Source organism: Paenibacillus sp. YYML68 (assembly GCF_027923405.1).
In the GTDB taxonomy this organism is placed as follows: Bacteria; Bacillota; Bacilli; order Paenibacillales; family NBRC-103111; genus Paenibacillus_G.
In genome coordinates this window covers 1095467-1119249 of the sequence record NZ_BQYI01000001.1, presented here as the reverse complement: position 1 = coordinate 1119249, position 23783 = coordinate 1095467, and the positions used below count along the sequence as shown (strand labels likewise).

Sequence of the window (23783 nt, the reverse complement as noted above, 5' to 3'; positions counted from 1 at the left end):
TAGCGCACGCTTCGTGCGCTATTGCGCTGGCAGAGCGCTTGGGCGCGCGGCGCGCGACGGCGATAGCGCACGGTTCGTGCGCTATGGCGCTGGCTGAGCGCTACCTAACGAAGTTATTACACACGCCACTCCTTACACCACAATCACAGCATAGCCCATCCTTTCCACCTTGGATGGAGACCATACGAGCGTATCCTCGACACTCCGGATAACGGAACAAGCAGTTCCTTTTTACATAGAGCATGCAGCAACTCCCGAACAACACGCGTACTAACACCCATATGCTTACTAAGCTCAACGGGAGATACGACTCCTAGCTTCTGTGCTGCGAAGCGCAGCACTTCTCGTTCCTTGTAATTTATGTCGCACTCCACATGCTTGAAATCACCATACCAGTTACCCATGAGCTGCAAGATCGTTTGCTGACACTGTCGCGGCTTCTCTTTAATTTCATCGTAAGCGAAGCGAAACACGATCCATTGATCTAACACGAGATGATTTTGCCTGATGAGTTGATCTGCGAACTGAGCTCGGGTAATTTCACGGCAATGTGGCCCATAACCATCAAGTTCTATACAGACCTTATACGGTGGTCGCAGATAAGCAAAATCCACATACCTTCGTCCATCCTTAAAATCCCTCACTTCATACTCCGCATGAAGATAATCAAAATGTCCAACAGCCGGCCACCATACCTGCTCAAGAAACAACCTTTCGGCATGACCTAGTCCATCGGCTAACCTCCTTTTTCGGTCACCCGTTGCTTTGAGGACCTGTTCTTTCATGAAAGCTTCGTATACATCCTCTGCCAATCGCATCTTCATTATCACCCTCACTTACGATTAACTACAGCTTAAGCTGGTCAAAACAAAAACGCCGCTCCATTCTATTTAAGAATGAGCGGCGTGTGCTTCACGTCCGATAAGTATGAATTTATTTCACTAAATTATAACTCAACAGTCTATATGCTACAAGTTCTCATTTCACAAGGCCACCACTCAAGGCGTGACGTATTCTATTAAAAACAACTATACCGCCTGCGTCATGCTGGCGTGCCACCTACGCGGCGATGTTAGCGCACGGTTCGTGCGCTATACCGCCTGCGTCATGCTGGCGCGCCCATCGCGTGGCCTCATTAGCGCACGGTTCGTGCGCTATACCGCCTGCGTCACGCTGGCGCGCCACCTGCGCGGCGACGTTAGCGCACGGTTCGTGCGCTATACCGCCTGCGCCACGATGGCGTGCCCACCCGCGCGGCGCGGATAGCGCACGGTTCGTGCGCTATCCCGCCTGCGTCATGCTGGCGCGCCCATCGCGTGGCCTCATTAGCGCACGGTTCGTGCGCTATACCGCCTGCGTCACGCTGGCGCGCCACCTGCGCGGCGACGTTAGCGCACGGTTCGTGCGCTATACCGCCTGCGCCACGATGGCGTGCCCACCCGCGCGGCGCGGATAGCGCACGGTTCGTGCGCTATAACGCCTGCGCCACGCTGGCACGCGCACCGCGCAGCGTCGTTAGCGCACGGTTCGTGCGCTATAACGCCTGCGCCACGATGGCGCGCACCACCCGCGCGGCATCGTTAGCGCACGGTTCGTGCGCTATAACGCCTGCGCCACGATGGCGTGCCCACCGCGCGGCGATGTTAGCGCACGGTTCGTGCGCTATACCGCCTGCGTCACGCTGGCGCGCCCATCGCGTGGCCTCATTAGCGCACGGTTCGTGCGCTATACCGCCTGCGTCACGCTGGCGCGCCCATCGCGTGGCCTCATTAGCGCACGGTTCGTGCGCTATACCGCCTGCGTCACGCTGGCGCGCCACCTGCGCGGCGCGGATAGCGCACGGTTCGTGCGCTATCCCGCCTGCGCCACGCTGGCGTGCCCACCGCGCGGCGACGTTAGCGCACGGTTCGTGCGCTATACCGCCTGCGCCACGCTGGCGCGCCACCCGCGCGGCGATGTTAGCGCACCTTTCGTGCGCTATACCGCCTGCGCCACGCTGGCGCGCCACCCGCGCGGCGATGTTAGCGCACCTTTCGTGCGCTATACCGCCTGCGCCTCCCTGGCGCGCCACCCGCGCGGCGACGTTAGCGCACGGTTCGTGCGCTATACCGCCTGCGCCACCCTGGCGCGCCCAACGCGCGGCGATGTTAGCGCACGGTTCGTGCGCTATCCCGCCTGCGCCACGCCCGCGTGCCCACCGCGCGGCGATGTTAGCGCACGGTTCGTGCGCTATCCCGCCTGCGCCACCCAAACGCGCCCCAACATAACAAAACGCGCCCTCAATGAACAAGGAACGCGTTTGCTTAATGATCCGCCTCGCCGTCAGGCTCTTGCAGGTGCAGCTTCAGCTTGTCGAGGGCGCGCTTCTGGATGCGGGAGACGCTCATCTGCGATACGCCAAGCTGCTGGGCGATCAGCCGCTGCGAGTGGCCCTCCTCGAAGATGAGCTTCAGCACCTTCTGCTCCTCGGGCTTCAAATGTGTCATCGCCTGCTCCATCGCGAGCCGGTTCTCCACGTGCGAGTACGCATCGCCCGGACTGCCGATGACATCGCCGATCGTCGAGCCGCTCTCATCGGACGACAGCGGAGTATCGAGCGATATGTAATGGTAATAGTCCCGTCCGGCCAATATCTCGATCGTCTCCTCGACCGACAGCTCCATGACGGCAGCGATCTCCTCCACGTTCGGCGAGCGTTCGAGCTGGACCGTCAGCTGGTCGACGACATGCTGGATACGGCTTCCTTTTTCCTTAATGCGTCGCGGCACTTGCACGTACCAGGACTTGTCGCGCAAGTAATTTTTCATATGACCGATGACGCTCTTCATCATATATGCCTCGAACTGGACGCCCATGCTCGGCTTGAACTGCTTCAGCAGCTTCAGCACCGACATCTGACCGACCTGGTACAAGTCCTCGAACAGATCGGGACGATTGCGCGACATCTTCGCAGCCGCCATTCTTACCATCGACTCGTAGCGCTGGAGCAAAAGCGTCGCAGTATCGTTGCAGCCCGTAGACTGGTAGCTCTGAATGAGCTCCTCCGTGCTTACCTGCACCATTCGCTCCGGAATTCCACTCATACCATTTCCTCACTTCGCACAAGCCGCTTCGTCAACACAACCTCGGTCCCGAAGCCCGTATTCACCTCGACCTCATCCATTAGCGCCTGCATCAGGTAGATGCCGAGCCCTCCGGCATGAATGTCGTCGAGCAGCTTATCGTGCAGCGACTCCGCCGCTCGCGCCTTGGCCGTATAATCGAAGCTCGGTCCCTCATCCTTCACCTTAATGCGCAAGCCTGAGGCAAGACGCTCGAACCGAATCTCCATCACGCCCGGACTCCCAGGGTCATACGCGTGCAGCACCGCGTTGTTGCAGGCCTCGGCAACGGCGACCTTCATATCTTCTATCTCCTCGAACGAAAAGCCGAGCTTCGAGCTGATGCCAAATAACGTCAGTCGAACCAGGTCAATGTATTCGGGCTCGGCAGGTACGGTTAGACACACAACGCTTGAACTCATGAATATGCCTCGATCCTTTCATAACCCGTATTTGTCGAAAAGCTCGCATCACTACGCCTCGACAGTGTCCATACGCAAAAACTTCGTCAATCCCGTCATATCAAACAGCCGCTTGATGTTAGGCGGAACGTTCTCCACCCGGAACGACGCCTGCAGCACATCTCGAGCCTTCAGCACCGATACGATGACACCGATTCCCGTGCTGTCAATATACGTAAGCTCCTTGAGGCTGAGCACCAGCTCACGGCCCGTATCGGCAATGAGGCAGTCGAGCACCGAGCGGAGCTCCCCAACCTTCGACAGATCAAGCTCACCTTGAATATAAACCGTATTGCGCTGCTCGCTTCGCAGCGTCGTTAGCTGAAAGCTGTCCCGCTTCTCCACGATCCAATCTTGCCCTCCTTCGCCGCTGCTTGTCTATACATGTCTATGTATATCATCTGCGCGGTGTCTGATTCATTCATTTAATACCCCTACTAGCAAGCTGCGAAACAATTACGCCCGCCAACCTTGGATGATTTTCACCTGACCGGGAAAACCTTGAGAAGACGCTCAGCGTAAGGAGCCAGGCTGTTCTGGCTTCCATGGCGTTATTGACGTCAATGGTGTCACTGGCGTTACTGGCGTCAATGGTGTCACTGGCGTCACTGGTGTCAACAAGGAGCAATGACCACACTCAAGGAGGCGTTCAACGATGGCAACTGTACTCGACAAGGAACGAACCGGCACACAAGCGCAGGTCAGCGGCAATCTGCTGACGCTGTTGAACCAACAGGTCGCCAACTGGGCGTTTCTGCACATCAAGCTGCATCAGCATCACTGGTTCGTTAAGGGACCGCAATTTATCACGCTACATGAGAAGTTCGAGGAGCTGTATACGGCAGCAGCCCAAACGCTGGACGAACTGGCGGAGCGTCTGCTCGCCTTGAACGGCAAGCCGGTATCGACGCTGAAGGAGATCACAGAGCTTGCCACGATCAAGGAGCACGCCCCACTCACGTCGGCCGAGGCGATGATCAAGTCGGTGCGCGACGACTTCAAGCAGCTCATCAGCGAGCTGGAGCAGACGATGCAGGCTGCAGAAGGCGCGAGCGACGAGGGCACACATGACATGCTAAACGGTATCCGCACCGAGCTGCAGAAGCAAGTATGGATGCTGGACTCCTGTCTGCAGTCGTAGAAGCACTCCTTCCCGCCGCAGCTGGAGTCCATGGCTGAGCTCGAAGCTGCAATCATCATGGCTGCTTTGCCACTGTAGTCGCTGCTATAGACGCTGCCGGACCCGCCCGCCGTACACGGTGCTGTCCCCACTGAGCTGCTGCACCCGCCCGCCGTGCCCGCAGCTGGAGCGACTTTGGCCGCAGCGCGAGTGCGGCTGCGGCGGATTTTTCCACCCAATACCTACGCCCCTCCGACTGCCAGCCCATATTCGCCTCAATTGGCACTACCTAACATAAATCTATTCGCCTTGTTACATACTACTGGATACATACCTACAACCAATAAGTATACAGGACCAAGGAGGTCATATCGATGAAAAAATGGATGTCCGCAAGTCTCATACTGATGCTCACATTCGCACTTGCGCTGAGCGGCTGCGGCAGCAAGCCGGAGACGACAACGCCGCCAGCTGGAGAGAAGCCAGGCGATGCTGCAGCAGGTGGCGACAAGCCAGGTTCGAAGCTGACGATCGGCATGATAACCGACGTGGGCGGGGTCAACGACAACTCCTTCAACCAGAGCGCTTGGGAGGCGCTGCAGAAGCTGAATAAGGATACTGGCGCGAACGTGAAATATTTGCAGAGTAAGAACGATACGGAATTCATTCCGAATTTGAATCAGATGGTCAAAAGCAACTACAGCCTCACATGGGGCATCGGCTTCATTATCGGGGACGCGATGAAGACCGTGGCGCAGCAAAACCCGAACGCGAAGCTGGGCATTATCGACAATGTGGTGGAAGCGCCGAATGTCGTATCTGTCACATTCGCCGAGCACGAGGGCTCGTACTTGACAGGCGTCGTCGCAGGACTCATGACGAAGACGAACAAGATCGGCTTCGTCGGCGGGATGGAGATTCCGGTCATCAAGCGATTCGAGGCTGGCTTCAAGGCTGGCGTGGCCGCGGTGAATCCGAATGCGAAGGTGACGATCAACTACACGGGGGCGTTCGACAAGCCGGACCTCGGCAAGGCAGCGGCCGCTACGATCTATAACGATGGCGCCGACATCGTCTTCCATGCAGCGGGCGCGACAGGCGACGGCGTGTTCAATGAAGCGAAGGACCGTCTGAAGAACAATAAGAAGGTATGGGTAATCGGCGTAGATAAGGATCAGTCCCTCACGTTCGGCGACGACGTGACGCTCACGTCGATGATGAAGCGGGTGGATACGGCTGTCTATCAGGTGTCGAACGATCTCGTGAATAACAACTTCCAGGGCGGTAAGGTATTGACACTCGGCTTGAAGGAGAACGGCGTCGGCTTGCCGGAGACGTCCAAGAAGAACGTGCCGGAGGACGTGTTGAAGAAGGTCGAGGAGTACAAGCAGAAGATCATCTCTGGTGAAATCAAGGTTCTGACGCAATGAGTACGCGGACCAAGGTCGAGATGCGCGGCATTACGAAGCGATTTCCCGGCATTGTGGCCAACGACGGCATCAGCCTGACACTCCGGGAGGGCGAGATTCTCGCCCTTCTCGGGGAGAACGGCGCAGGCAAGTCTACACTGATGAACATTCTGTTCGGCTTGTACCAGCCGGATGAGGGTGAGATCTTGATCGACGGCAAGCCAGCTGCCATTCTGGGCCCGAAGACGGCGATACGTCTCGGGCTCGGGATGGTTCATCAGCATTTTAAGCTCGTGCAGACGTTCACCGTGACGGAGAACATTATACTGGGGCTGGAGCCGAAGCGGGGCTTATCCATTGATCTGCGCAGCGCCGAGAAGAAGGTTGCCGAGCTGTCGGACCAATACGGACTGCGTGTCCATCCGCGGGCGGTCATTAAGGATACATCGATCGGTATGCAGCAGCGGGTCGAAATTATGAAGACGCTTTATCGCGGGGCGGATACGCTCATCTTCGACGAGCCGACCGCGGTGCTGACGCCGCAGGAGATTAGCGAGCTGCTGGACATTATGCGCCGTCTCGTCGCCGAGGGCAAGTCGATCATTCTCATTACGCATAAGCTGAAGGAAATTATGGCGATCGCCGATCGCGTCACCGTCATTCGGCGCGGCAAGGTGGTCGATACGGTCAACGTGAGCGAGACGAATCCGGATGAGCTGGCGGCGAAGATGGTCGGACGCCACGTCTCCTTCAAGCTGGACAAGGAGAAGGCAACACCGAAGGAGCCCGTGCTGACGATTGACAACGTGTATGCCAGCCATGGCGGTGCTCGTTCTGGCGGAACGAAGGTGCTGAACGGTCTGTCGCTAACCGTACGCGGCGGGGAGATCGTCGGCATCGCTGGTGTCGACGGCAACGGCCAGAGCGAGCTGGTGGAGGCGATCGCTGGACTGCGCCAGCTCGACAGCGGCCGCATTACGCTCAGCGGATACGACATCACCAATCGCAGCCCGCGTGCGATAGCCGAGAGCGGCCTCGGGCTTATACCCGAGGACCGGCATAAGCACGGGCTGGTGCTTGATTTTACGATGCGAGAGAACATGGTGCTGAAGACGTACTACAAGCCCGAGTATAACAAGAACGGCTTCCTCGATTATGAGTCAATCGGCAAGCAGGCGGAGCGGCTAACTACCGAATTCGACGTGCGGATGTCCGGGCTTGACAGTGCGGCTCGCTCGCTCTCCGGGGGCAACCAGCAGAAGGCGATTATTGCCCGCGAGGTCGACTTGAACCCGGAGCTGCTCATCGCCGCACAGCCGACACGCGGACTCGATGTCGGGGCGATCGAGTTCATCCATAAGCGGCTGCTCGAGCAGCGCAATCAAGGGAAGGCCGTGCTGCTGCTATCCCATGAGCTCGACGAAATTATTCAGCTGTCCGACCGCATCGCCGTCATCTATGAAGGCCGCATTGTAGGTGAGACGGACCCGGCGTCGACGAGCGACCGCGAGCTTGGCCTCATGATGGCGGGCTCCACCGGTCCAGCTGGGTACGGGCAGCCCGAGCATTCCAAGCATTCCGGGCAGCAGCAGCGCGAGAAGCCGACGTCGAAGCCGCAGCCTGAAGAAAGGAAGCGTGACCCCCATGTCTAGCCCATCCAAATGGACCCGCTTGTTCGTGAAGGACTCCACGGTCGTCCCCCTGACGGCGATTGCGCTCGGCCTTGTCGCAGGGGCGCTCATCATGCTGATCGGCGGCTACAATCCGGTGCTCGCCTACACGTCGCTCGTACAGAAGGTCGTCGGCGATCCGTACAGCATCGGGGAGACGGTGCGTGAGATTACCCCACTTCTACTCACCGGCCTGTCCGTCGCCTTCGCCTTCCGCACCGGCTTATTCAACATTGGCGCCGAGGGGCAGTTCATCATGGGGATGACCGGAGCTACGTTCATCGGAGTGAAGCTGCAGCTGCCGCTGCTGCTGCATGCCCCGCTCGCCATCGTAACCGGCGCCGTGCTGGCCGGGCTGTGGGGCGCCATCGCGGGCTACCTGAAGGCTAAGAGAGGCGTCAACGAGGTCATCACGACGATTATGCTGAACTGGATCGCGCTGTTCCTGTCCAATTACATCATCCGCACGCTGCTGCTGCAGCCCGGACAACAGCGCTCGCACAACATTCGTGAGACGGCGATGATTAGCCTGCCTGGCTTAAGCCAGATGTTCGACAACGCCCGTCTGCATGCCGGGACGATCATCGCCGTGCTCGCCGCCGTCGCCTTCTATGTGCTGCTGTGGCGAACACGCCAAGGCTACGAGCTGCGCGCCGTCGGGCACAGCCCGGATGCGGCCGAGTACGCCGGCATGAGCGTCAAGACGAACATGATCAAGGCGATGTTCGTCGGCGGTGTGTTCGCTGGTCTCGCCGGCGCCTTCGAGGTGCTCGGCGTGTTTCATTACCAGTCGATCGCCGCCTCGTCGCCCGGCTACGGCTTCGATGGCGTCGCCGTTGCACTGCTAGGCGGCAACCATCCGCTCGGCGTCGTGCTGGCTGCCATTCTGTTCGGGTCACTGACGTACGGCTCGGCAGGCATGAGCTTCGGCGCAGACGTACCTCCTGAGATCGTGCGCGTCATCGTTGGTCTTGTCATCTTCTTCGTTGCCTCGCACGGCATCGTGCGCTACGTGCTGCGCCCGTTCGCAGCCGGACGTCGAGCATCCAAGGAGGTGAGCTGACGATGGATACGCTGCGCATTCTCGGCGAGCTGCTCAACACGACGCTCGTCTTCTCTACCGCCCTCGTACTGACCGCGCTCGGCGGCATCTTCTCCGAGCGGTCAGGCGTCGTCAACATCGGCCTCGAAGGTCTGATGGTGTGCGGAGCCTTCGCCTCGGCGGTCACGGTCTATTACGCGGAGCAAGCAGGGCTTAGCAGCGCCGCTCCATGGATCGGGCTCGTGGCCGCGATGGTATTCGCCATGCTCGTCTCGATCATTCACGCCGTCGCCTCGATTACGTTCAAGGCGAATCAGGTCGTCAGCGGCGTCGTGATCAACTTCTTGTCCGTCGGCCTGACGATCTACCTCGTGAAGGTGCTGTTCGACGGAGCCGGTCAGACCCAGACCCTTAACGCCGTGTTCCGCAAAATCGCGATCCCGGTGCTGTCGGACATTCCGCTCCTTGGCCCTGCCGTGTTCAACAGCTATCCGACGACGTATATCGCCCTCATCCTTGTGGCGGTCGTCTGGTACGTGCTGTTTCGTACGCCGCTCGGCCTGCGGCTTCGCTCCGTCGGCGAGCAGCCAGGCGCGGCCGACACGCTCGGCGTAGGGGTAAGCCGTCTGCGGTATACGGGCGTGCTGCTCAGCGGTGTGCTCGCCGGGCTCGGCGGCGCCACGATTACGCTGACAACGACGAGCAATTTCTCGCACAACACGATATCCGGACAAGGCTTCATCGCGCTCGCTGCGATGATCTTCGGCAAGTGGCATCCGGTCGGTGCGCTCGGCGCGGCGCTATTCTTCGGCTTCGCCCAAGCGATCCGCAACTTCGTGCAGCTGTTCGACTTCTCCAAGCGTATTCCGATGGAGTTCCTATACATGCTCCCCTATGTGCTCACAATCCTCGTGCTCGCGGGAGCGGTCGGCCGCGCGTACCCGCCTGCTGCGCTCGGCGAGCCGTATGACCCGGGCAAGCGGTAGATGCACAACGCCCTTCACCCCGGCTGCCCTTAGCAGCCATGGATGAAGGGCGTCTTCTCTTCATGCTTTAATTGCTCCTCCTGCTTCAACTGGTCTTCAACCGCTTATACAGCTCAATCCGCTCGACAGAGGCCAGCTCGGACTCGGAGCCGTCTTGCAAGTCGGTCCGCGCACCAGCCGCATGCACCTTCACCTCATCGACGAGCGCCTGCATCAGGAACAGGCCGAGCTCGCGGCTATGCAGCGCCTCCAGACTGTGAAGACTGCCGCTCACGAAGCCGTCAGGAAGATGCGGCGCGGTCTCCGTCTTCGGGAATACGGCCTGTACGCCGTACCCCTCGAGCTGAACCATAAGCTCCTGCGGACGCAGGACGAATGTAAGATGAAGCTCTGCCCCTGGCAGCAGAGCCTCCTCCTGCCGCTGCAGCAGCATATGGTTACAAGCCTCCGTCACCGCAATCTTCAGATCCTCGATCGCATCGAACGGAAAGCCCATTCGAACCGCAACGCCATATAGAGCCAGTCGAATAATGTCGAGCTCCCCCGCATCGAAGGGCACCCTCAGAACGATACGCTGCTCTGTCCGCTCCTCGTGCTCTCTCATCCTCCTCCACCTTCCGTAAGCGTAAGAAACTGGGTAAGTCCTGTCATATCAAACAGACGGCGTATCTTGGGAGGAATATCCTCCACAAGAAGACTTCGGCCGACCGCCTGCCGCTCCTTCAGCACCGAAACTATAATTCCGATACCGGTACTGTCAATGTACGTCAGCCCCTTCAGATTCAGCCTCATCTCCGCAGCATTCGCAGCCGCGGGCACGGCTATGCTGCGGAACATAGGAGCTGAAGCCAGGTCAAGCTCGCCTGACAGCTTGAACGTCCGGCCTTCGCCGACGGTCTCCGCCTCAACCTGAAATTTAGCCTCCTCCATCTCCAAACCGCACCCCTAACATTCGATATAGTTTAGAATACCAAATATTCCACTTCTTTTCATCGGAAAATATGTTCGAGCCTCCCACTTTCATTCCAGCTGCACAGTCTACAGTCGCCCGCTTAATTCGGAAGCCAGCTCAGCGGAGGCATGAACAGGTTCGGCGTCTTCGGCTGACGGGGAGCGATGCGAGCACCGTTGCCAACGACATAGATCGAATCCGCCGAGGCGCTTGCGGCCTCTACGCCGCTTTCTACGATAGCGCCCTCGCCAATAATGGCGTTGCGCAGCATGACGTTCTTACCGATTCTCGCCTTCGGCATGACGAAGCAATTGCGAAGCACGCTGCCTTGCCCAACTAGCACCCCGTCCGAGATGACCGAATGCTCCACACGACCGAATATCGAAGTACGGCCAACGATTCGGGATTGATGCACAGAGCCTGGAGCAGCTATGTATACGTCAGTGGACAGCTTCCCCGTCCTATCTTCATGAAAGGGCAACACTCCCGCCCCCAGTGGCCTCATGCTGTCTAGCAGCTCCATGTTAACTCTCCATACATCCTCGGGCGTCTCTACTTCTCTCCAGTAGCCCTCGAGCTCATAGGCATGCAGCGGCTCGCCAGCTGCGAGCACAGCGGGCAGCACATCGGCCTCCAGATCGTGCGAGGAGCTGAGGCTGCAGGCGTCCTTCTCGAGCAGCTTTTTCAGATAACACCACTTGAACACATAGACACCTGCAAGGACGTATGTTCCTACTGCCGCCTTCCGTCCGCGCGCAAGCTGGCGAATACGCCCATTCTGGTCCAAAGCAGCATGCGTGCGAACGACGCGGGGCGCTCCATCGGCCCCTACAGAAGCTACCGCCGCCGTAGCTAGTGCTCCTGACTGGACGTGGTGCCCGAGCAGCTCATTGTAGTCGATCTCGTACAGATGCTCGGCGGAGGCGATCAGCACATACTCAGGATCAAGCAGCTTGAGGTACACATAGTTGCGGAATATCGCATCGGCCGTCCCCTTGCCAGGCGAGGAGGGCAGCATCGTGACACGGTCCTCCCATTCCTTCAGCGAGCTGACATGCCGAGTCAAGCAGGACGCCATCGGATTCGCAATGACACCCACCCGCTCGATGCCAGCCCTGCTGCAATGTGACAGTGCAAGATCGATCAGTCGATGCTCGCCTCCGATCGGCAGCGCCGCCTTCACCTTGCTGCTGGTCAATGCACCGAGACGCTCCCCTTCTCCATTAGCTAGCAGCACCGCTGCGCACGAATACGATTGCATGCTCTCTCACCTTCGCCTTTCCTGTTGATTGAGTTATTCCTTGCTGCACGGTCCAGCTCTTGATAGTTATGTTTAACCCCTGCACAGGTCAGGTGAAACAACAAAGCCTCCTCCAGCGCATGGAGAAGGCTTCACAATGCCATATTGTCATGATCCGACCAAGAATGAACCAGCTGTTACCCAACCGCCAACGTCTGACGTCGCTCATGCGTCTCTACAGCATCCTGCTGCTGCAAATCACGCACTTCGCGTCCTGCCTTCGCGCTGTAGGACTGACCAGCCAGCTCATAAGGGATGCATAGCGGCACTCCGGTGCGCGGGTCTGGAATAATGTCCGCCTCGATGCCGAATACCTCCTGCAGCACCTCCTGCGTGACCACCTGCTCCGGGCTGCCCTCGCTCACGACGCGGCCAGACTTGATCGCGACCATATGCTGCGCATACCGCGTCGCATGGTTCAGATCGTGCACGACCATAATGATCGTGCGCCCTTCCTCCCGGTTCAGCTTCTGCAGCAGCTTCAGCACCTCAAGCTGATGGCCCATGTCGAGGAACGTCGTCGGCTCATCCAGGAACAAGATGTCCGTCTCCTGTGCGAGCGCCATCGCGATCCAGGCACGCTGCCGCTGACCTCCGGACAACTGGTCCACCGGACGGTCGATGAATTCGAGCATGCCGGTCACCTCGACTGCCCAGCGAATGACACTCAGGTCGTGCTTGTTCAGCGAGCCGAACCCTTTCTGATGCGGGAAGCGGCCATAGCTGACGAGCTCACTGACCGTCAACCCTTCGGGTGCGGTCGGATTTTGCGGCAGGATGGCGAGCTGCTTCGCCACCTCCTTAGTCGACTGGCGATGAATCGCCTGTCCGTCGAGGAATACACTTCCGCCCTTCGGCTTCATGATGCGAGCCATCGTCTTCAATATCGTCGATTTACCTGAGCCATTCGCGCCGACGAGCGCCGTAATTTTCCCGCTTGGAATGGATAGGTTCAAATTCTCAACAATCAGCCTTTCTTCATAGGCGATATCCAGCTGCTGCGTATGCAATCGGTCCAAGAGATCGTCTCTCCTCTCAACACGTGATCGGCACGTCCAATAGATGATAATGATTTTCATTATTACTCTATTGAATAGTAGCTCCCATCACCTGTTCTGTCAAGACCCACCGAGCTCCAGACCGAAGTCTTCTGACGCTTCCAGCACCTTCAACGTAATCGTAAACCGAAACTCCGCTCCCGGAGGCTGCTTCGGAACGTAAGCGATCGTGCCACCCATGAGTTGAACGAGATTTTTGCATATCGCAAGTCCGAGTCCAGTCCCCCCATAGCTGCGCGTCAAGGATGAATCCGCCTGCATGAACGGCTGGAACAGCAAGGGCTCCTTCTCCGGCTTGATCCCAATCCCCGTATCCTTGACTGCGAACTCGAGCACCCGCACCTCGCCATGCTGCTCCAGCGTATACACCGACAGATGCACGCCGCCCGTCTCCGTGAACTTGACCGCATTGCCGATCAGATTGATCAGCACCTGACGAAGGCGAGATTCATCGCCGGTCACGTAGGATGGCAGCAATGGATCGAACTCGTGCGTCAGCTCTAGCGACTTGGACCTGCACTCGGCGCGGAACATCTCGAGCGTCTCGTGCAGGCAGCTATGCAGATCGAGCGGCTGCTCCTTCAGCTCCATCTTCCCGGATTCAATCTTGGTCAAGTCCAGAATATCATTAATAATGGAGAGAAGCGCAGCCCCGCTGCGACGGATCGTATCTGTATACTCCTGCTGCTCGGTGCTGAGCTCGGTCTCGCTGAGCAAGTCCGCCATCGCGATCACTCCGTTCAACGGCGTACGAATCTCATGGCTCATCATCGCCAGAAACTGGCTCCTGACGAGTGCCGCCTGCTCGGCCGCCTCCTTGGCGCGCTCCAGCTCACGCGTCCGTTCGTTAAGCAGCACCGTCTGCTGCTGCAGCTTCTTCTGCGCCATATACAGACCGACGAACCCTTCGATCTTCGACTTCAGGATGCGCGGCACGAACGGCTTCACGATATAATCGATCGCGCCTACCGAATAGGCGGTGAACGACTGATCCTGCTTCTCAGGGGCAGCGGTCACGAATAGAATCGGAATGGTCTTGGTCTTATCTCTGGACTTGATCCATTGTGCGGTCTCGAAGCCGTCCATACCCGGCATCTGTACGTCCAGTACAATTACGGCAAAGTCCTGCAGAAGCAGACACCGCAGCGCCTCCTCGCCAGAGCTTGCCTTCACCAGCTCATAATGCTGGTCCTCCAGCACCGCCTCAAGCGTAAGCAGATTTTCCGGCTGATCATCGACCAGCAATATCCGGATCGCCTCGTCCACTCCGGTCACCTCACTTTACTTTGCCATACATCTTTTCCTGGCCGTCCAGCACCGTATAGTGGTCTGAACGCTTCGTGAACGCAATTGATTCCTTCTGCCCAAGCACTAGAATCCCTGGGTCTCCCAGACTCTCGTAGAACAGGTCATGCACCTGATTTTGCAAATACGCATCGAAATAAATCAACACATTGCGGCATAAGATGACGTGAAACTCATTGAAGGAGCGGTCCGTGACGAGATTATGCTGGGCGAACACCATCTTTTCCTTCAAAAATGGGTGAAAAATCGCTCGATCCTCCACGGCCGTATAGTAGCTCGAGAACGTATCCTTGCCGCCGGACAGCATATAGTTCTTCGTATATTCCTGTATCTTCTTCAGCGGGTAAGAACCGCGCTCTGCGATGTGCAGCACATCTTCATTAATGTCCGTCGCATACAAGCGGGTTCTGTTATATAGTCCTTCCTCGTACAGCAATATCGCCATGGAGTATACTTCCTCGCCAGTCGCACAGCCTGCATGCCAGATGCGAATGACCGGCAGCTCCTTCAGCCTCGGCACGATCTTCTCACGAAAGGCGGCGAACAGCGTCGGATCACGGAACATCTCGGTAACATGGATGACCAGATCGTTCAATAGTCGCTCCAAGCAGCTTCGGTCGTGCATGACCCGCTCGAGCAGACCCGACACCGTAGACAGTCTCTCTGCATGTACACGATGCCAAATACGTCTGCGTATCGAAGGAAACGCATAATGGCGGAAATCGTGCCCATACAGCTGGTACACCCCCTCCAGCAGCAAGCTGATCTCGATGCGCTCCCGCTCTTCTTCCTCCTTAGACCTCTGCGGCACTTCATCCCCGTATTTCCAGCCGCTCATTCTAGTTGTTTCCCCCTCTTAAATAACAGGTTCCGAGTCATCTCGGATCTGTTATGGCAAGCCTCGAATTTGGCGCAGCCAAATTGAGGGCCTTCCTCGATGCTTCCTACCCCGAATTGCCGCATCTTGCGGCATAGGGGCCCCCTCTTAAATAACAGATTCCGATTGTGTGAAATAACAGATGCCGCACTACTGCGACAGCCATACCCGCATTAAGGACAGCAGCTGCTCCGTATGAATCGGCTTGGTAATGTAATCGGATGCACCAGCATTCAGACACTTCTCCCGATCCTCGCGCATCGCTTTGGCCGTCAGGGCGATGATCGGCAATCGCTCGAATCGATGATCAGCGCGAATAGCACGCATAGCGTCATAGCCGTCCATCTCCGGCATCATAATGTCCATCAACACCAGACTGAAGTCCGGCTCACGCTCCAGCTGGGCGAGCGCCTGCTTACCGGTTTCCGCGAACACCACTTGCATACCAAGCCCCTCCAGCACACTCGACAGCGCGAAGACGTTGCGAATATCGTCATCGACCAGCAGCACCTTCTTACCTGTATATATCGATTCTATGCTGTGGAGTCTGCGCAAAATCGTTCTCTTCTCCTCCGGCAGCTGCCCTGCAATCCGGTGGAGGAACAGCGCCGACTCATCGAGCAGCCGCTCAGGCGTTCGCACGTCCTTGATAATGATCGACTCAGCGTATTTACGCAAGCGCAGCTGCTCCTTCTTATCCAGCTCCTCGCCGGTATAGACGATGATCGGAATTGAACGCAGCGCCTCATCTGCCTTAATGTGATCAAGCAGCTCGTATAGCGGCAGCCCGCCCTTGCCATAGTCAATGACCATACAATCGTACACCTGCTGACGCAGCATCTGGATCGCCTCTGCGGAATCAGATACCGCCGTAATGGCGACGTCGTCGTGTGCGATCATCTCGACCAATCCGGTCGGATACTCTCTGTTCGGGTGAAGAATGAGCAGGCTGCGAAGCGACTTATCCAGGAACGAGAGCACATGGGCGAACGCATCCTCGAGACGCTCCTTGCTCGCTGGCTTGCGCAGCCAAGCGATGGCGCCCAGCGCAAGACCGTGCTGCACCTCATCGACCACAGAGATGACGTGCACAGGTATATGCCGCGTGTCCGGGTCGTTCTTCAGCTGCGTCAGCACCGACCAGCCGTCCATCACCGGCAACTGAATATCCAGTAGAATGGCATCAGGCACGGACTGCTTCGCCAGCTGCAGACCTGTATCGCCCTGTAGCGCGACGATGCCCTTGAACCCCTTGCTCCTCGCCATATCGAGCAGAATAGAGGCGAAGTACGCATCATCCTCAATGATGAGCAGCACCCGGTCGCCTGGGGCGATCGCTTCCCGGTCGTCCTCGATCGCATCTGGACTGCTGCCCATGCCAGACGGAACACTGGAATGTACGCCAAGCAGAGACGCCGGACGACTGGTCGGATGCATCCCTTCTCTAGCCGCAGCCGATTGCCGCAACGCCTCGGAGGCATTGCCAGCACCGGTCGAAGCCTCGCGCTCCTCCATTGCGGTGTCACGCTTCAGAGGCACGATGAGCGTGAAGCGGCTACCGTAGCCCACTTCACTCTCCAGCTCGATCGTACCGCCGAGCAAGGACGCGAGCTCCCGGCTGATCGACAGGCCAAGACCTGTGCCGCCATAATGTCGGCTCGTCGTGCCGTCCGCCTGCTGGAACGCCTCGAAGATCAGCTGCTGCTTATCAGCCGGAATACCGATACCGGTGTCCGTTACATCAATTGCAAGCATAGACGTCTGTTCAGGCAGCTGCTCGATAAGTCGCAGCGACAAGCTCACACTGCCACTGCTTGTGAATTTGAAGGCGTTCGACAATAAGTTCTTCAGCACTTGCTGCAATCGCAGCTCATCGGTCTCTATCGTATGCGGGAGGTGTTCCTCCACTCTCGCCACGAACCGAAGCCCCTTCGAGCGCGCAATAGGCGTGAATGCATTCTCCAGCTGCGCAACCAGCTCCTGTAGCACGACTGTCTCATGCTGCAGGTCCATACGGCCTGCTTCCACCTTGGCGAGGTCCAGCACGTCATCGATCAGCTTCAGCAGGTCACAGCCCGATGAGTAGATCGTATGTGCATATTCGACCTGCTTGTCTGACAGCCGTCCTTCCTTATTCTCCTTCAGCAGCTGGGACAGAATCAACATACTGTTCAGCGGCGTGCGCAGCTCGTGCGACATGTTGGCGAGAAACTCCGTCTTGTACTTCGATGCGAGCGTGAGCTCAAGCGCATGCTTCTCGAGCGCCTCCTTCGCCAGCTCCAGCTGCCGGTTCACTTCCTCCGTCTCGCGCATCTGCTCTTCGACCTCCGCCGTCTTATGCATCAGCTGCGAATTGCTATGCTCCAGCTCCTCCTGCTGACGGACAAGCTGCTCCTCCGAGGTGCGCAGCGCCTTCGTCTGCTCCTCGAGCCGCTCATTGGACGCCTTGAGCTCATCCTGCTGCGACAGCAGCTCCTCAGACTGACTCTGCAGCTCCTCTGTCAGCGACTGATGAATGCGCAGCATCTTCGCCACATGAAGTCGATCCTGCAAGATGTGCAGCATAATTCCGACGACCTCAGTCAGCTGGTCCATCAGCTGAAGCTCCAGCTCCGTGTACGGCCGCAAGGCGACGAGCTCGAACACCGCTAATACTTCGCCGTCGTAAGCGACCGGATACACCGAGATGTGCGACGCTCCAAGTCCGCCGAGGGCGGACACAATTTCACCATACTCACCCGCCGACGTCTCCATTCGGATCTTCTTGCCATCCTTGGCAGCTTGGCCCGGCAGCCCTTGACCCAGCTGCAGCTCGCGCGCGGCCCTAGCATCGGAGAGTGCATAGGCCCCTGCCAATGTGAGCTTGCCTTCAATGACACCTCGACGCTGCACCACATAGAATGCCCCGCTGGAGGCGCCAACGATGGTTGCAGCTGCGGAGATGAAGTCCTCGGCCAGCTCCTCGACGCTCTTGCTTTCTTGAAGCTGGGCATAGATGTCCCTGACGTTCGACTGCAGCCATAACGTATTCGCATTCGTCTTATTCAGCGCAAGCGCATTGTCGGCCGTCCGCTCCAGATCCTCCGCCAGCTTGTTGAACAGTCTCGCCACTTGCCCGAACTCATCCTGCGACAGCGTCTGCGGCAGCTTCGGGCGACCTTCCCGCTTGGAGGAGTAGTGGGTGGCAATGGAGGTTAATATGCCGATCCCGCGAGACATGCCCACCATAATCCAGTAGACGACCGCGCCGCCGAGGAGCAGCCCCAGACTGATAAGAACAGCCGTTCCTGTCAACGTGCTTCGGTTATCCTCAATCGACTTATCCACTGCAGCATCCATCTCACGATCTTGTAACAGACTGACCTCGGTCAGCTGGGTATGGAAGCTGTCCTGCAGCCGATTGCCGATGCTCGCGCGAAGCTCAATCGCTGCCTCCAGCTCCCCCTGCTCCAGATGCTGCTTCACCTGCCGTATATATAGCAAGTAAGCGGTTCCGCTCTCCAGCATGACAGCGGCCGAATCCGACTCCTCCTCACCCGTATAGAGAGCTGACGCTTGGCGCAGCTTCTTCTCCACCGATTGGGTCAAATTCTCAATCTGCCCCAGCACGGGACCGATGTTCTCCGTCTCCCCGCTGAGCAACGTATTGGACACCATGCGTGTCAGCTCATACGATTCCGTGCGCAGCGAAGACGTATGCTTCAGCTTCTTGTAGCGGTTATCATAGACATCCCGCAGCGTCATATCCGACATCATCAGCCTCGTGACGCTCATACCGCCCAGCACCAGCAGCAGCGCCAGCAATATCCCGAATCCTGTCCATAGCTTCGCCTTCATCTTCATCGTCGATCGTCCCATCCTCTTCCTTCAAGCCTCTTAGGGCACACCACAGCCAAGTCGCTAAGATGCTGTAATCATGACTAGACATATATCATCCTTGCGCGATTCGAGCGCCTCTTGCGGCAGCACGGCCTGCAGCAGCTTCTCCGGATCATCCTTCTCCGTGGATCGTGCCACAATACGCTCCAGCAGCAGCTCCGACTCCGCCGCCGACTCCGGGTATGCAGCAGGGATCGGGAGCGCCTCCAGCAGTCCGTCCGTATACAGCACGATGCGTAGCGGACTTGCGTACGCGTAGGTGCTCTTCACAATATCCATCTGGTCAAAAAAACCGACCGCACAGCTCCCTTGATCGAGCTGAAGCGGAGGCTGCCCCTGCTGCAGCATAAATCCAGGCGGATGCCCGGCATTGACGTACTCGATCGTCTGGCGCTGCGTATCGATAAGCAGATAGATCGCGGTGAAATAATAGCTCACCGTCGTGCTCTTCTGGTTAAGCTGATTCATATATCGGTTCAGCTCTGCAATGACGAGCTCCGGCGACACGTACCGGGTGATCGTGTCCTGCATCACCGAGGACATGAACATGCATACGAGTGACGAGGATATGCCGTGACCCATCATATCCAATATAATGATACCGTGACGATGCTCGTCAATCCGGTACCAGGCGTAGAAATCTCCCGCCAGCTCGAAGGAAGGATAATACGCCGCCCCGATTTCAAGGCGCTCCTTCCTTAGCGGAGGACTGAGCACGCTGCTTTGCACTTGTCTAGCCAGCTCCAGCTCGCTGCGAATTTTCGCCTCATTCTCCTTATGCCAGTCCTTCTCGTACTTCAGCCTCAGCGCCACTCGAATGCGTGCGATCAGCTCGACCTTATTGACCGGCTTCATCACGTAATCGATCGCCCCAGCCTCCAGCGCCTCGGCCAGCTTATTCGAATCCCCGATCGCTGTCACGATGATAATAGGAATGTCCCTCAGCCGTTCATCGAGCTGAATACGGCGGCAAGCTTCAATGCCGTCGATAACCGGCATCATCATATCCAGTAGAATGAGATCGACCGGCACCTTGCCCGCATCCGCTTGCTCGGTCAGCCGCTCGAGCAGCTCGACGCCGGAGGACACCTTCCAGAACGATTGATAGCCGGCGCTCTTTAATATTTTCTCAATGACGATGACGTTGACCGGATTATCATCTACAATTGCAATATGCATACTTCCGCCGCTCCTTACACGTTCGGCTGCCATCGGGCACAAGGCGCTCTTCAGGCTGCCTTCTTGTTCCACGCCGTCCTCATTATAACAACTTTCTTCTCTTATGTAACCGTTCCGAAGGCGCATTGAATCAGACGCAATGCAGAATGTTGACGATTTAACGCACAAATTGCCTCTTTATTTCACAGGGAGATGGAAGTAAACTGATAGGAGAAACAATTATTATGAATTTGGAGTATTCTCCACTAATTCCCTAATGAACTTTCATTTCCTTATGATCGTCCATAGATTAGAGGTGTCCGTATTGGAATCGGATATGAAATTCGATTATTTGAAATATTTAAGCGACAGCACGGACAAGAAGACGATCTTAGACGAGCTGATGACAGCATATGGCAAAGATGTATGGAATTATGCCTACAGCATAACGCGCAAGTGGGACCAGGCCGACGATATTACGCAGGAAGTGTTCATCAAGGTGTATCGCAATCTGTATACGTTCCGTTCGGAGTCCTCGATCAAGACGTGGCTGCTCGCCATTACGCGCAATATGACGCTGGACTATCGCAAGTCGGCGTTCCTGCGCAAGGTTACGCTGGTCGATCCGTTCAAGGCACGCGAGGAGCAGGCGACCGCTTCTGCTGAGGCGGAGTACATCGACCGAACGGCGATGAATGAGATGTGGGAGCTGGTGCTGTCTCTTCCTGTCAAGTATCGGGAGGTGCTAATATTGTTCGCTCACCATCAATTGTCGATGAAGGAGATCGCCGATGTGCTGCAGGTTAGCGAAGGAACTGTCAAGTCAAGACTCTATCACGCGCGTAATAAAATGGGGAAGCTGAAGGAGAGTCGTCTACGTGGATCCGATGGATAAAGAACTGAAAGAACAACTAGCACAAGCTCCTTGGGGCCAAGACGGCTACTCGGAGGCGTTACATAAGCGAATTATGACGTCGCTGGATGAAGCTGAGCCGACTGGACAGGTGCACAAGCGTACCTATTGGCGTGTGGCTGTCTCTGGAGCAGCAGTCGCGATGGCGGCACTCCTCGTGCTGAAGCTGGGCCTCTTGCCGTTGCCTGGCTTACCTTTCGCTACTTCCGGCCCTGAGGCGAGCAGCCCTGCTCCGTACGGGCAAGCTGCAGCCTCCGCGCCAGCAACCGATTATGAATCGACGATCCGCTCCGCCCTGCTGGTCGGACTGCGCACGGACACCGTCTCGCCTGAGGGCGAGCGCAGCACATACCGCACCCTGCTCATCGCGCCGGAGCACAACCGTCTGACGCGTATCGCAGAGGGCAGCGGCATCGTGATGCCGTATAAGCTCGACTTCTGGCGGCTGCTCGCAGTGGAGAGCCGCGCCGCCGGTGCTGCCGACAACGCGCCGCCGCAGACGGTTCGCTTCGAGGCGACGCTAGCCAAGAACAAGCGCGCCGGCGCCGAATCAGCAGCCGAGAGCTTGAAGCCGTTCGCACGAATAGGCGAGACTGAAGCTTCAGGCGGCGCAGGAGCGGGAAGCGGCGTGCGCGAGAAGCTGCTGTTCGTCGGCAACCGCTATATCGCACTGGAGCAGCAGACCGCACCTTCCCGTGCGCGCTCGAAGGACGTCTCGTCCGGGCAGCGGTACGTAATGGTGAAGGAGCTGCCACAGCTGAGCAGCAGCTCTCGGGCAAGCTCAGCCTCGCTCGACCCGACTCGCGAGCCGCACGTCAAGCTCGGCGAAGCGCTCGGGGACGACTACAATACCGTCTTGAAGCAGCTGCAAGAGGCAAGCACATCGAAGACGGACCTTATGAAGACCACGGGTCGGACGACAGTCGGTAAGCCAGCTCCAGGAGTGGAGACGCCTGCATGGGGCGACAGCTGGACTGTCTCCCGCAAGCAGGGAAAGTGGGTCGCCCAGCTCGCTCAATACGACGAGCTGGGCACAACAAGCGGCCGCGCAGCAGGCTACAAGCTGCAGGAGCTTGAGCTCACGCTGCCGGAATCGATCGTAGCCCACGACGAGCTGGCTGTCCCGTGGAGTCATATTCGGAGCACACAGCCTGCAGCGCTTGACGCCTTCACCTCGCCGAATCAAGACATCGCGCTCGTTCGAACGGCGAGCAGTCTCGTCATATACCCGCTCCAGAGCGTCATGCTGCCGAACCCTCTGCTCACCATTCAGCTGCAGCCAGGCGAGCAGATCATTATGCTTCACTGGGCGACTGATCCATATATTGAAGCGTGGAAGTCTAGCTTAGCAGACTACTTCACACCATAAGACAGATGTGAGTCGAAGCTCGGCTGATCCGGAACGATCAGCACGTGAGTCTGTCCCGGCTGAAGCGCAGCCTCGCGACCCTGTTCGTACAAGCGGACAGGGTCGTCCTCGTGCTGACGGCTCCACTCCACCGTTCTTGCCTTCCCCCGCTGGAACAGTACGGCTGGACCAGAGCCGATCAGCGTGACGTCTCGCCGCCCTTCACGATCCAGCACGCGATGCTTCGTACCGAGGACGACGACGTTCGCCGCGGACAGCGCCTCGCCTGTGTTCAAGTCGACGTGCGGCTGCTCATTAATCGCCCGCTTGTATAGATGCGTTGCATCCTCATACGTATACGACACGCGATAAGACTGCACGAGGAACGTCACCTCAAGCTTCGTCGCCTCCACCTGCTGAGCACTCATCGCCTCCTGCGCATCGCTGTCCTTCTGTACGAACGTATAGACCGGATCAGCCGCCACTTCCTGACTTAGACCTCGCTTAGCTGCGCCTTCCTTCAGCTGGCTAAGGCTCGTATACAGGTTATGCGGCGCCTTGCGGGCCTTGTCCCGCCAGAACAACGCCCCCGCATTCGTAATTTCGTCCAGATGCGCAAGACGCTCATCGGCAAGCAAGCTGTAGCCGTCCGGACTGCCACCCGCATGTACATGAATCGCCTTATATCCTTGTCCTATGCTTATAAAATAAGGCCGTATGCTGCGCACCGGACCGACCGGTCCTTCGAATGAGCTGCTCTGGAACAAGCCGATCAGCCGCGTAATCTCGCCTTCGGCCAGCACCTCGTACACGATATCCGCTTGTGACAGCCCGCTCTGGGGCCTCGCCTGCGGCGCATTGTTGACGACGACCATGAACGGGCGCGACGTATTCGGTGCATCCATCGCGGCTCCCGTCAACGGAGCCGTATACGCAGGCTGTATCGGCTTCGGCGCTTGCGCATCCGCAGGCTGCTGCTTGAAGACGCTCTCGACAGGCTGCTCACGGGCCGGGCCGCTGCCGGGGTCGGTGCCGCCACTATTGCAGCTCGCCAATAATACAGCCAACCCGCACCCAAGCCAGACGTATCGTCCTCGCCGATCCTGCAACTTCGTACGACCGCCTCTGTGTGGCCACAACAGCCTCCATCCTTGCTTCATTCTGATCACCTCGTCCTGAAATGATAGCCGTGCCTCTACTGAAT

At 57.8% G+C, this 23783-nt stretch carries 21 protein-coding genes; 7 read left to right on the top strand and 14 right to left on the bottom strand.

The genetic code is table 11. The features are described 5' to 3' along the window. Positions 1-143 precede the first annotated feature (143 nt). The 4 genes from PAE68_RS05030 to PAE68_RS05015 all read right to left on the bottom strand — a co-directional run bounded on the left by PAE68_RS05030 (position 144) and on the right by PAE68_RS05015 (position 3907). The gene (locus tag PAE68_RS05030; protein ID WP_281884704.1) at positions 144-824 is read right to left on the bottom strand and encodes a DNA-binding response regulator; all 681 of its coding nucleotides are present in this window, start codon (positions 822-824) and stop codon (positions 144-146) included. A 1479-nt stretch (positions 825-2303) separates the two neighbouring features. After that, positions 2304-3083 carry a sigma-70 family RNA polymerase sigma factor gene (locus tag PAE68_RS05025; protein WP_281884702.1) on the bottom strand — a complete coding sequence of 260 codons (780 nt, stop codon included), beginning with the start codon at positions 3081-3083 and terminating at the stop codon, positions 2304-2306. After that, complete coding sequence (gene rsbW / locus PAE68_RS05020; RefSeq protein ID WP_281884700.1) at positions 3080-3523, bottom strand: anti-sigma B factor RsbW; 444 nt, start codon at positions 3521-3523, stop codon at positions 3080-3082. Before rsbW ends, PAE68_RS05025 begins: the two co-directional genes overlap by 4 nt. Positions 3524-3574: 51 nt before the next feature. After that, on the bottom strand, positions 3575-3907 hold the full coding sequence (locus PAE68_RS05015; RefSeq protein WP_281884698.1) for an STAS domain-containing protein: 333 nt from the start codon (positions 3905-3907) through the stop codon (positions 3575-3577). 310 nt (positions 3908-4217) lie between these two features. On the opposite strand from PAE68_RS05015, the gene PAE68_RS05010 reads away from it, so the two are divergent. After that, positions 4218-4703 (top strand): Dps family protein, encoded by a 486-nt coding sequence (locus PAE68_RS05010; protein WP_281884696.1) that lies wholly within the window; start codon positions 4218-4220, stop codon positions 4701-4703. A 55-nt stretch (positions 4704-4758) separates the two neighbouring features. Here the strand turns inward: PAE68_RS05010 and PAE68_RS05005 are convergent, their stop codons facing one another. Then, the gene (locus PAE68_RS05005; RefSeq protein ID WP_281884694.1) at positions 4759-4917 is read right to left on the bottom strand and encodes a hypothetical protein; all 159 of its coding nucleotides are present in this window, start codon (positions 4915-4917) and stop codon (positions 4759-4761) included. A gap of 139 nt (positions 4918-5056) precedes the next feature. Here PAE68_RS05005 and PAE68_RS05000 point away from each other — a divergent pair, with 139 nt between their 5' ends. Genes PAE68_RS05000 through PAE68_RS04985 form a run of 4 tightly spaced genes read left to right on the top strand, consistent with a single transcriptional unit; the run spans position 5057 to position 9789 of the window. Then, a complete protein-coding gene (locus PAE68_RS05000; protein ID WP_281884692.1) occupies positions 5057-6112 on the top strand; it encodes a BMP family lipoprotein in 1056 nt (351 codons plus the stop codon). Next, entirely contained in the window at positions 6109-7743 is a 1635-nt protein-coding gene (locus PAE68_RS04995) for an ABC transporter ATP-binding protein (protein ID WP_281884690.1), read from the top strand. Before PAE68_RS05000 ends, PAE68_RS04995 begins: the two co-directional genes overlap by 4 nt. Further along, positions 7736-8824: an ABC transporter permease gene (locus tag PAE68_RS04990; protein WP_281884688.1), complete on the top strand. Its 1089-nt coding sequence runs from the start codon at positions 7736-7738 to the stop codon at positions 8822-8824. The genes PAE68_RS04995 and PAE68_RS04990 overlap by 8 nt, the downstream gene beginning before the upstream one ends. Before the next feature lie 2 nt (positions 8825-8826). Beyond that, the gene (locus PAE68_RS04985) at positions 8827-9789 is read left to right on the top strand and encodes an ABC transporter permease (protein WP_281884686.1); all 963 of its coding nucleotides are present in this window, start codon (positions 8827-8829) and stop codon (positions 9787-9789) included. 85 nt (positions 9790-9874) lie between these two features. Here the strand turns inward: PAE68_RS04985 and PAE68_RS04980 are convergent, their stop codons facing one another. From PAE68_RS04980 to PAE68_RS04945, 8 genes are all read right to left on the bottom strand, one after another. Then, a complete protein-coding gene (locus tag PAE68_RS04980) occupies positions 9875-10393 on the bottom strand; it encodes an ATP-binding protein (protein WP_281884684.1) in 519 nt (172 codons plus the stop codon). Beyond that, positions 10390-10719: an STAS domain-containing protein gene (locus tag PAE68_RS04975; protein ID WP_281884682.1), complete on the bottom strand. Its 330-nt coding sequence runs from the start codon at positions 10717-10719 to the stop codon at positions 10390-10392. Before PAE68_RS04975 ends, PAE68_RS04980 begins: the two co-directional genes overlap by 4 nt. Positions 10720-10841: 122 nt before the next feature. Next, entirely contained in the window at positions 10842-12002 is a 1161-nt protein-coding gene (locus PAE68_RS04970) for a sugar phosphate nucleotidyltransferase (RefSeq protein ID WP_281884680.1), read from the bottom strand. 176 nt (positions 12003-12178) lie between these two features. Continuing rightward, positions 12179-13060 carry an ABC transporter ATP-binding protein gene (locus PAE68_RS04965; RefSeq protein WP_281884678.1) on the bottom strand — a complete coding sequence of 294 codons (882 nt, stop codon included), beginning with the start codon at positions 13058-13060 and terminating at the stop codon, positions 12179-12181. Positions 13061-13159: 99 nt separating this feature from the next. Beyond that, complete coding sequence (locus tag PAE68_RS04960; protein ID WP_281884676.1) at positions 13160-14365, bottom strand: ATP-binding protein; 1206 nt, start codon at positions 14363-14365, stop codon at positions 13160-13162. A gap of 10 nt (positions 14366-14375) precedes the next feature. Beyond that, a complete protein-coding gene (locus tag PAE68_RS04955; RefSeq protein ID WP_281884674.1) occupies positions 14376-15242 on the bottom strand; it encodes a CheR family methyltransferase in 867 nt (288 codons plus the stop codon). 189 nt (positions 15243-15431) lie between these two features. Next, positions 15432-19139, bottom strand: coding sequence for a response regulator (locus PAE68_RS04950; RefSeq protein ID WP_281884672.1), 3708 nt, complete (start codon positions 19137-19139; stop codon positions 15432-15434). A gap of 42 nt (positions 19140-19181) precedes the next feature. Further along, entirely contained in the window at positions 19182-20339 is a 1158-nt protein-coding gene (locus PAE68_RS04945; RefSeq protein WP_281884670.1) for a PP2C family protein-serine/threonine phosphatase, read from the bottom strand. Positions 20340-20643: 304 nt separating this feature from the next. Here PAE68_RS04945 and PAE68_RS04940 point away from each other — a divergent pair, with 304 nt between their 5' ends. Continuing rightward, positions 20644-21213, top strand: a complete 570-nt coding sequence (locus PAE68_RS04940; protein ID WP_281884668.1) for a sigma-70 family RNA polymerase sigma factor — start codon at positions 20644-20646, stop codon at positions 21211-21213. Then, the gene (locus PAE68_RS04935; RefSeq protein ID WP_281884666.1) at positions 21197-22600 is read left to right on the top strand and encodes a hypothetical protein; all 1404 of its coding nucleotides are present in this window, start codon (positions 21197-21199) and stop codon (positions 22598-22600) included. The genes PAE68_RS04940 and PAE68_RS04935 overlap by 17 nt, the downstream gene beginning before the upstream one ends. Here the strand turns inward: PAE68_RS04935 and PAE68_RS04930 are convergent. Beyond that, positions 22585-23739, bottom strand: coding sequence for a DUF3048 domain-containing protein (locus PAE68_RS04930; RefSeq protein ID WP_281884664.1), 1155 nt, complete (start codon positions 23737-23739; stop codon positions 22585-22587). The two genes, PAE68_RS04935 and PAE68_RS04930, sit on opposite strands and share 16 nt — an antisense overlap. Positions 23740-23783 lie beyond the last annotated feature (44 nt).

Bases quoted from the DNA above. Each gene is read 5' to 3' on its own strand.
- PAE68_RS05030 (WP_281884704.1), bottom strand. From the start codon at position 824: ATGAAGATGCGATTGGCAGAGGATGTATACGAAGCTTTCATGAAAGAA.
- PAE68_RS05025 (WP_281884702.1), bottom strand. From the start codon at position 3,083: ATGAGTGGAATTCCGGAGCGAATGGTGCAGGTAAGCACGGAGGAGCTC.
- rsbW (WP_281884700.1), bottom strand. From the start codon at position 3,523: ATGAGTTCAAGCGTTGTGTGTCTAACCGTACCTGCCGAGCCCGAATAC.
- PAE68_RS05010 (WP_281884696.1), top strand. From the start codon at position 4,218: ATGGCAACTGTACTCGACAAGGAACGAACCGGCACACAAGCGCAGGTC.
- PAE68_RS05000 (WP_281884692.1), top strand. From the start codon at position 5,057: ATGAAAAAATGGATGTCCGCAAGTCTCATACTGATGCTCACATTCGCA.
- PAE68_RS04995 (WP_281884690.1), top strand. From the start codon at position 6,109: ATGAGTACGCGGACCAAGGTCGAGATGCGCGGCATTACGAAGCGATTT.
- PAE68_RS04990 (WP_281884688.1), top strand. From the start codon at position 7,736: ATGTCTAGCCCATCCAAATGGACCCGCTTGTTCGTGAAGGACTCCACG.
- PAE68_RS04985 (WP_281884686.1), top strand. From the start codon at position 8,827: ATGGATACGCTGCGCATTCTCGGCGAGCTGCTCAACACGACGCTCGTC.
- PAE68_RS04980 (WP_281884684.1), bottom strand. From the start codon at position 10,393: ATGAGAGAGCACGAGGAGCGGACAGAGCAGCGTATCGTTCTGAGGGTG.
- PAE68_RS04975 (WP_281884682.1), bottom strand. From the start codon at position 10,719: ATGGAGGAGGCTAAATTTCAGGTTGAGGCGGAGACCGTCGGCGAAGGC.
- PAE68_RS04970 (WP_281884680.1), bottom strand. From the start codon at position 12,002: ATGCAATCGTATTCGTGCGCAGCGGTGCTGCTAGCTAATGGAGAAGGG.
- PAE68_RS04955 (WP_281884674.1), bottom strand. From the start codon at position 15,242: ATGAGCGGCTGGAAATACGGGGATGAAGTGCCGCAGAGGTCTAAGGAG.
- PAE68_RS04950 (WP_281884672.1), bottom strand. From the start codon at position 19,139: ATGGGACGATCGACGATGAAGATGAAGGCGAAGCTATGGACAGGATTC.
- PAE68_RS04945 (WP_281884670.1), bottom strand. From the start codon at position 20,339: ATGCATATTGCAATTGTAGATGATAATCCGGTCAACGTCATCGTCATT.
- PAE68_RS04930 (WP_281884664.1), bottom strand. From the start codon at position 23,739: ATGAAGCAAGGATGGAGGCTGTTGTGGCCACACAGAGGCGGTCGTACG.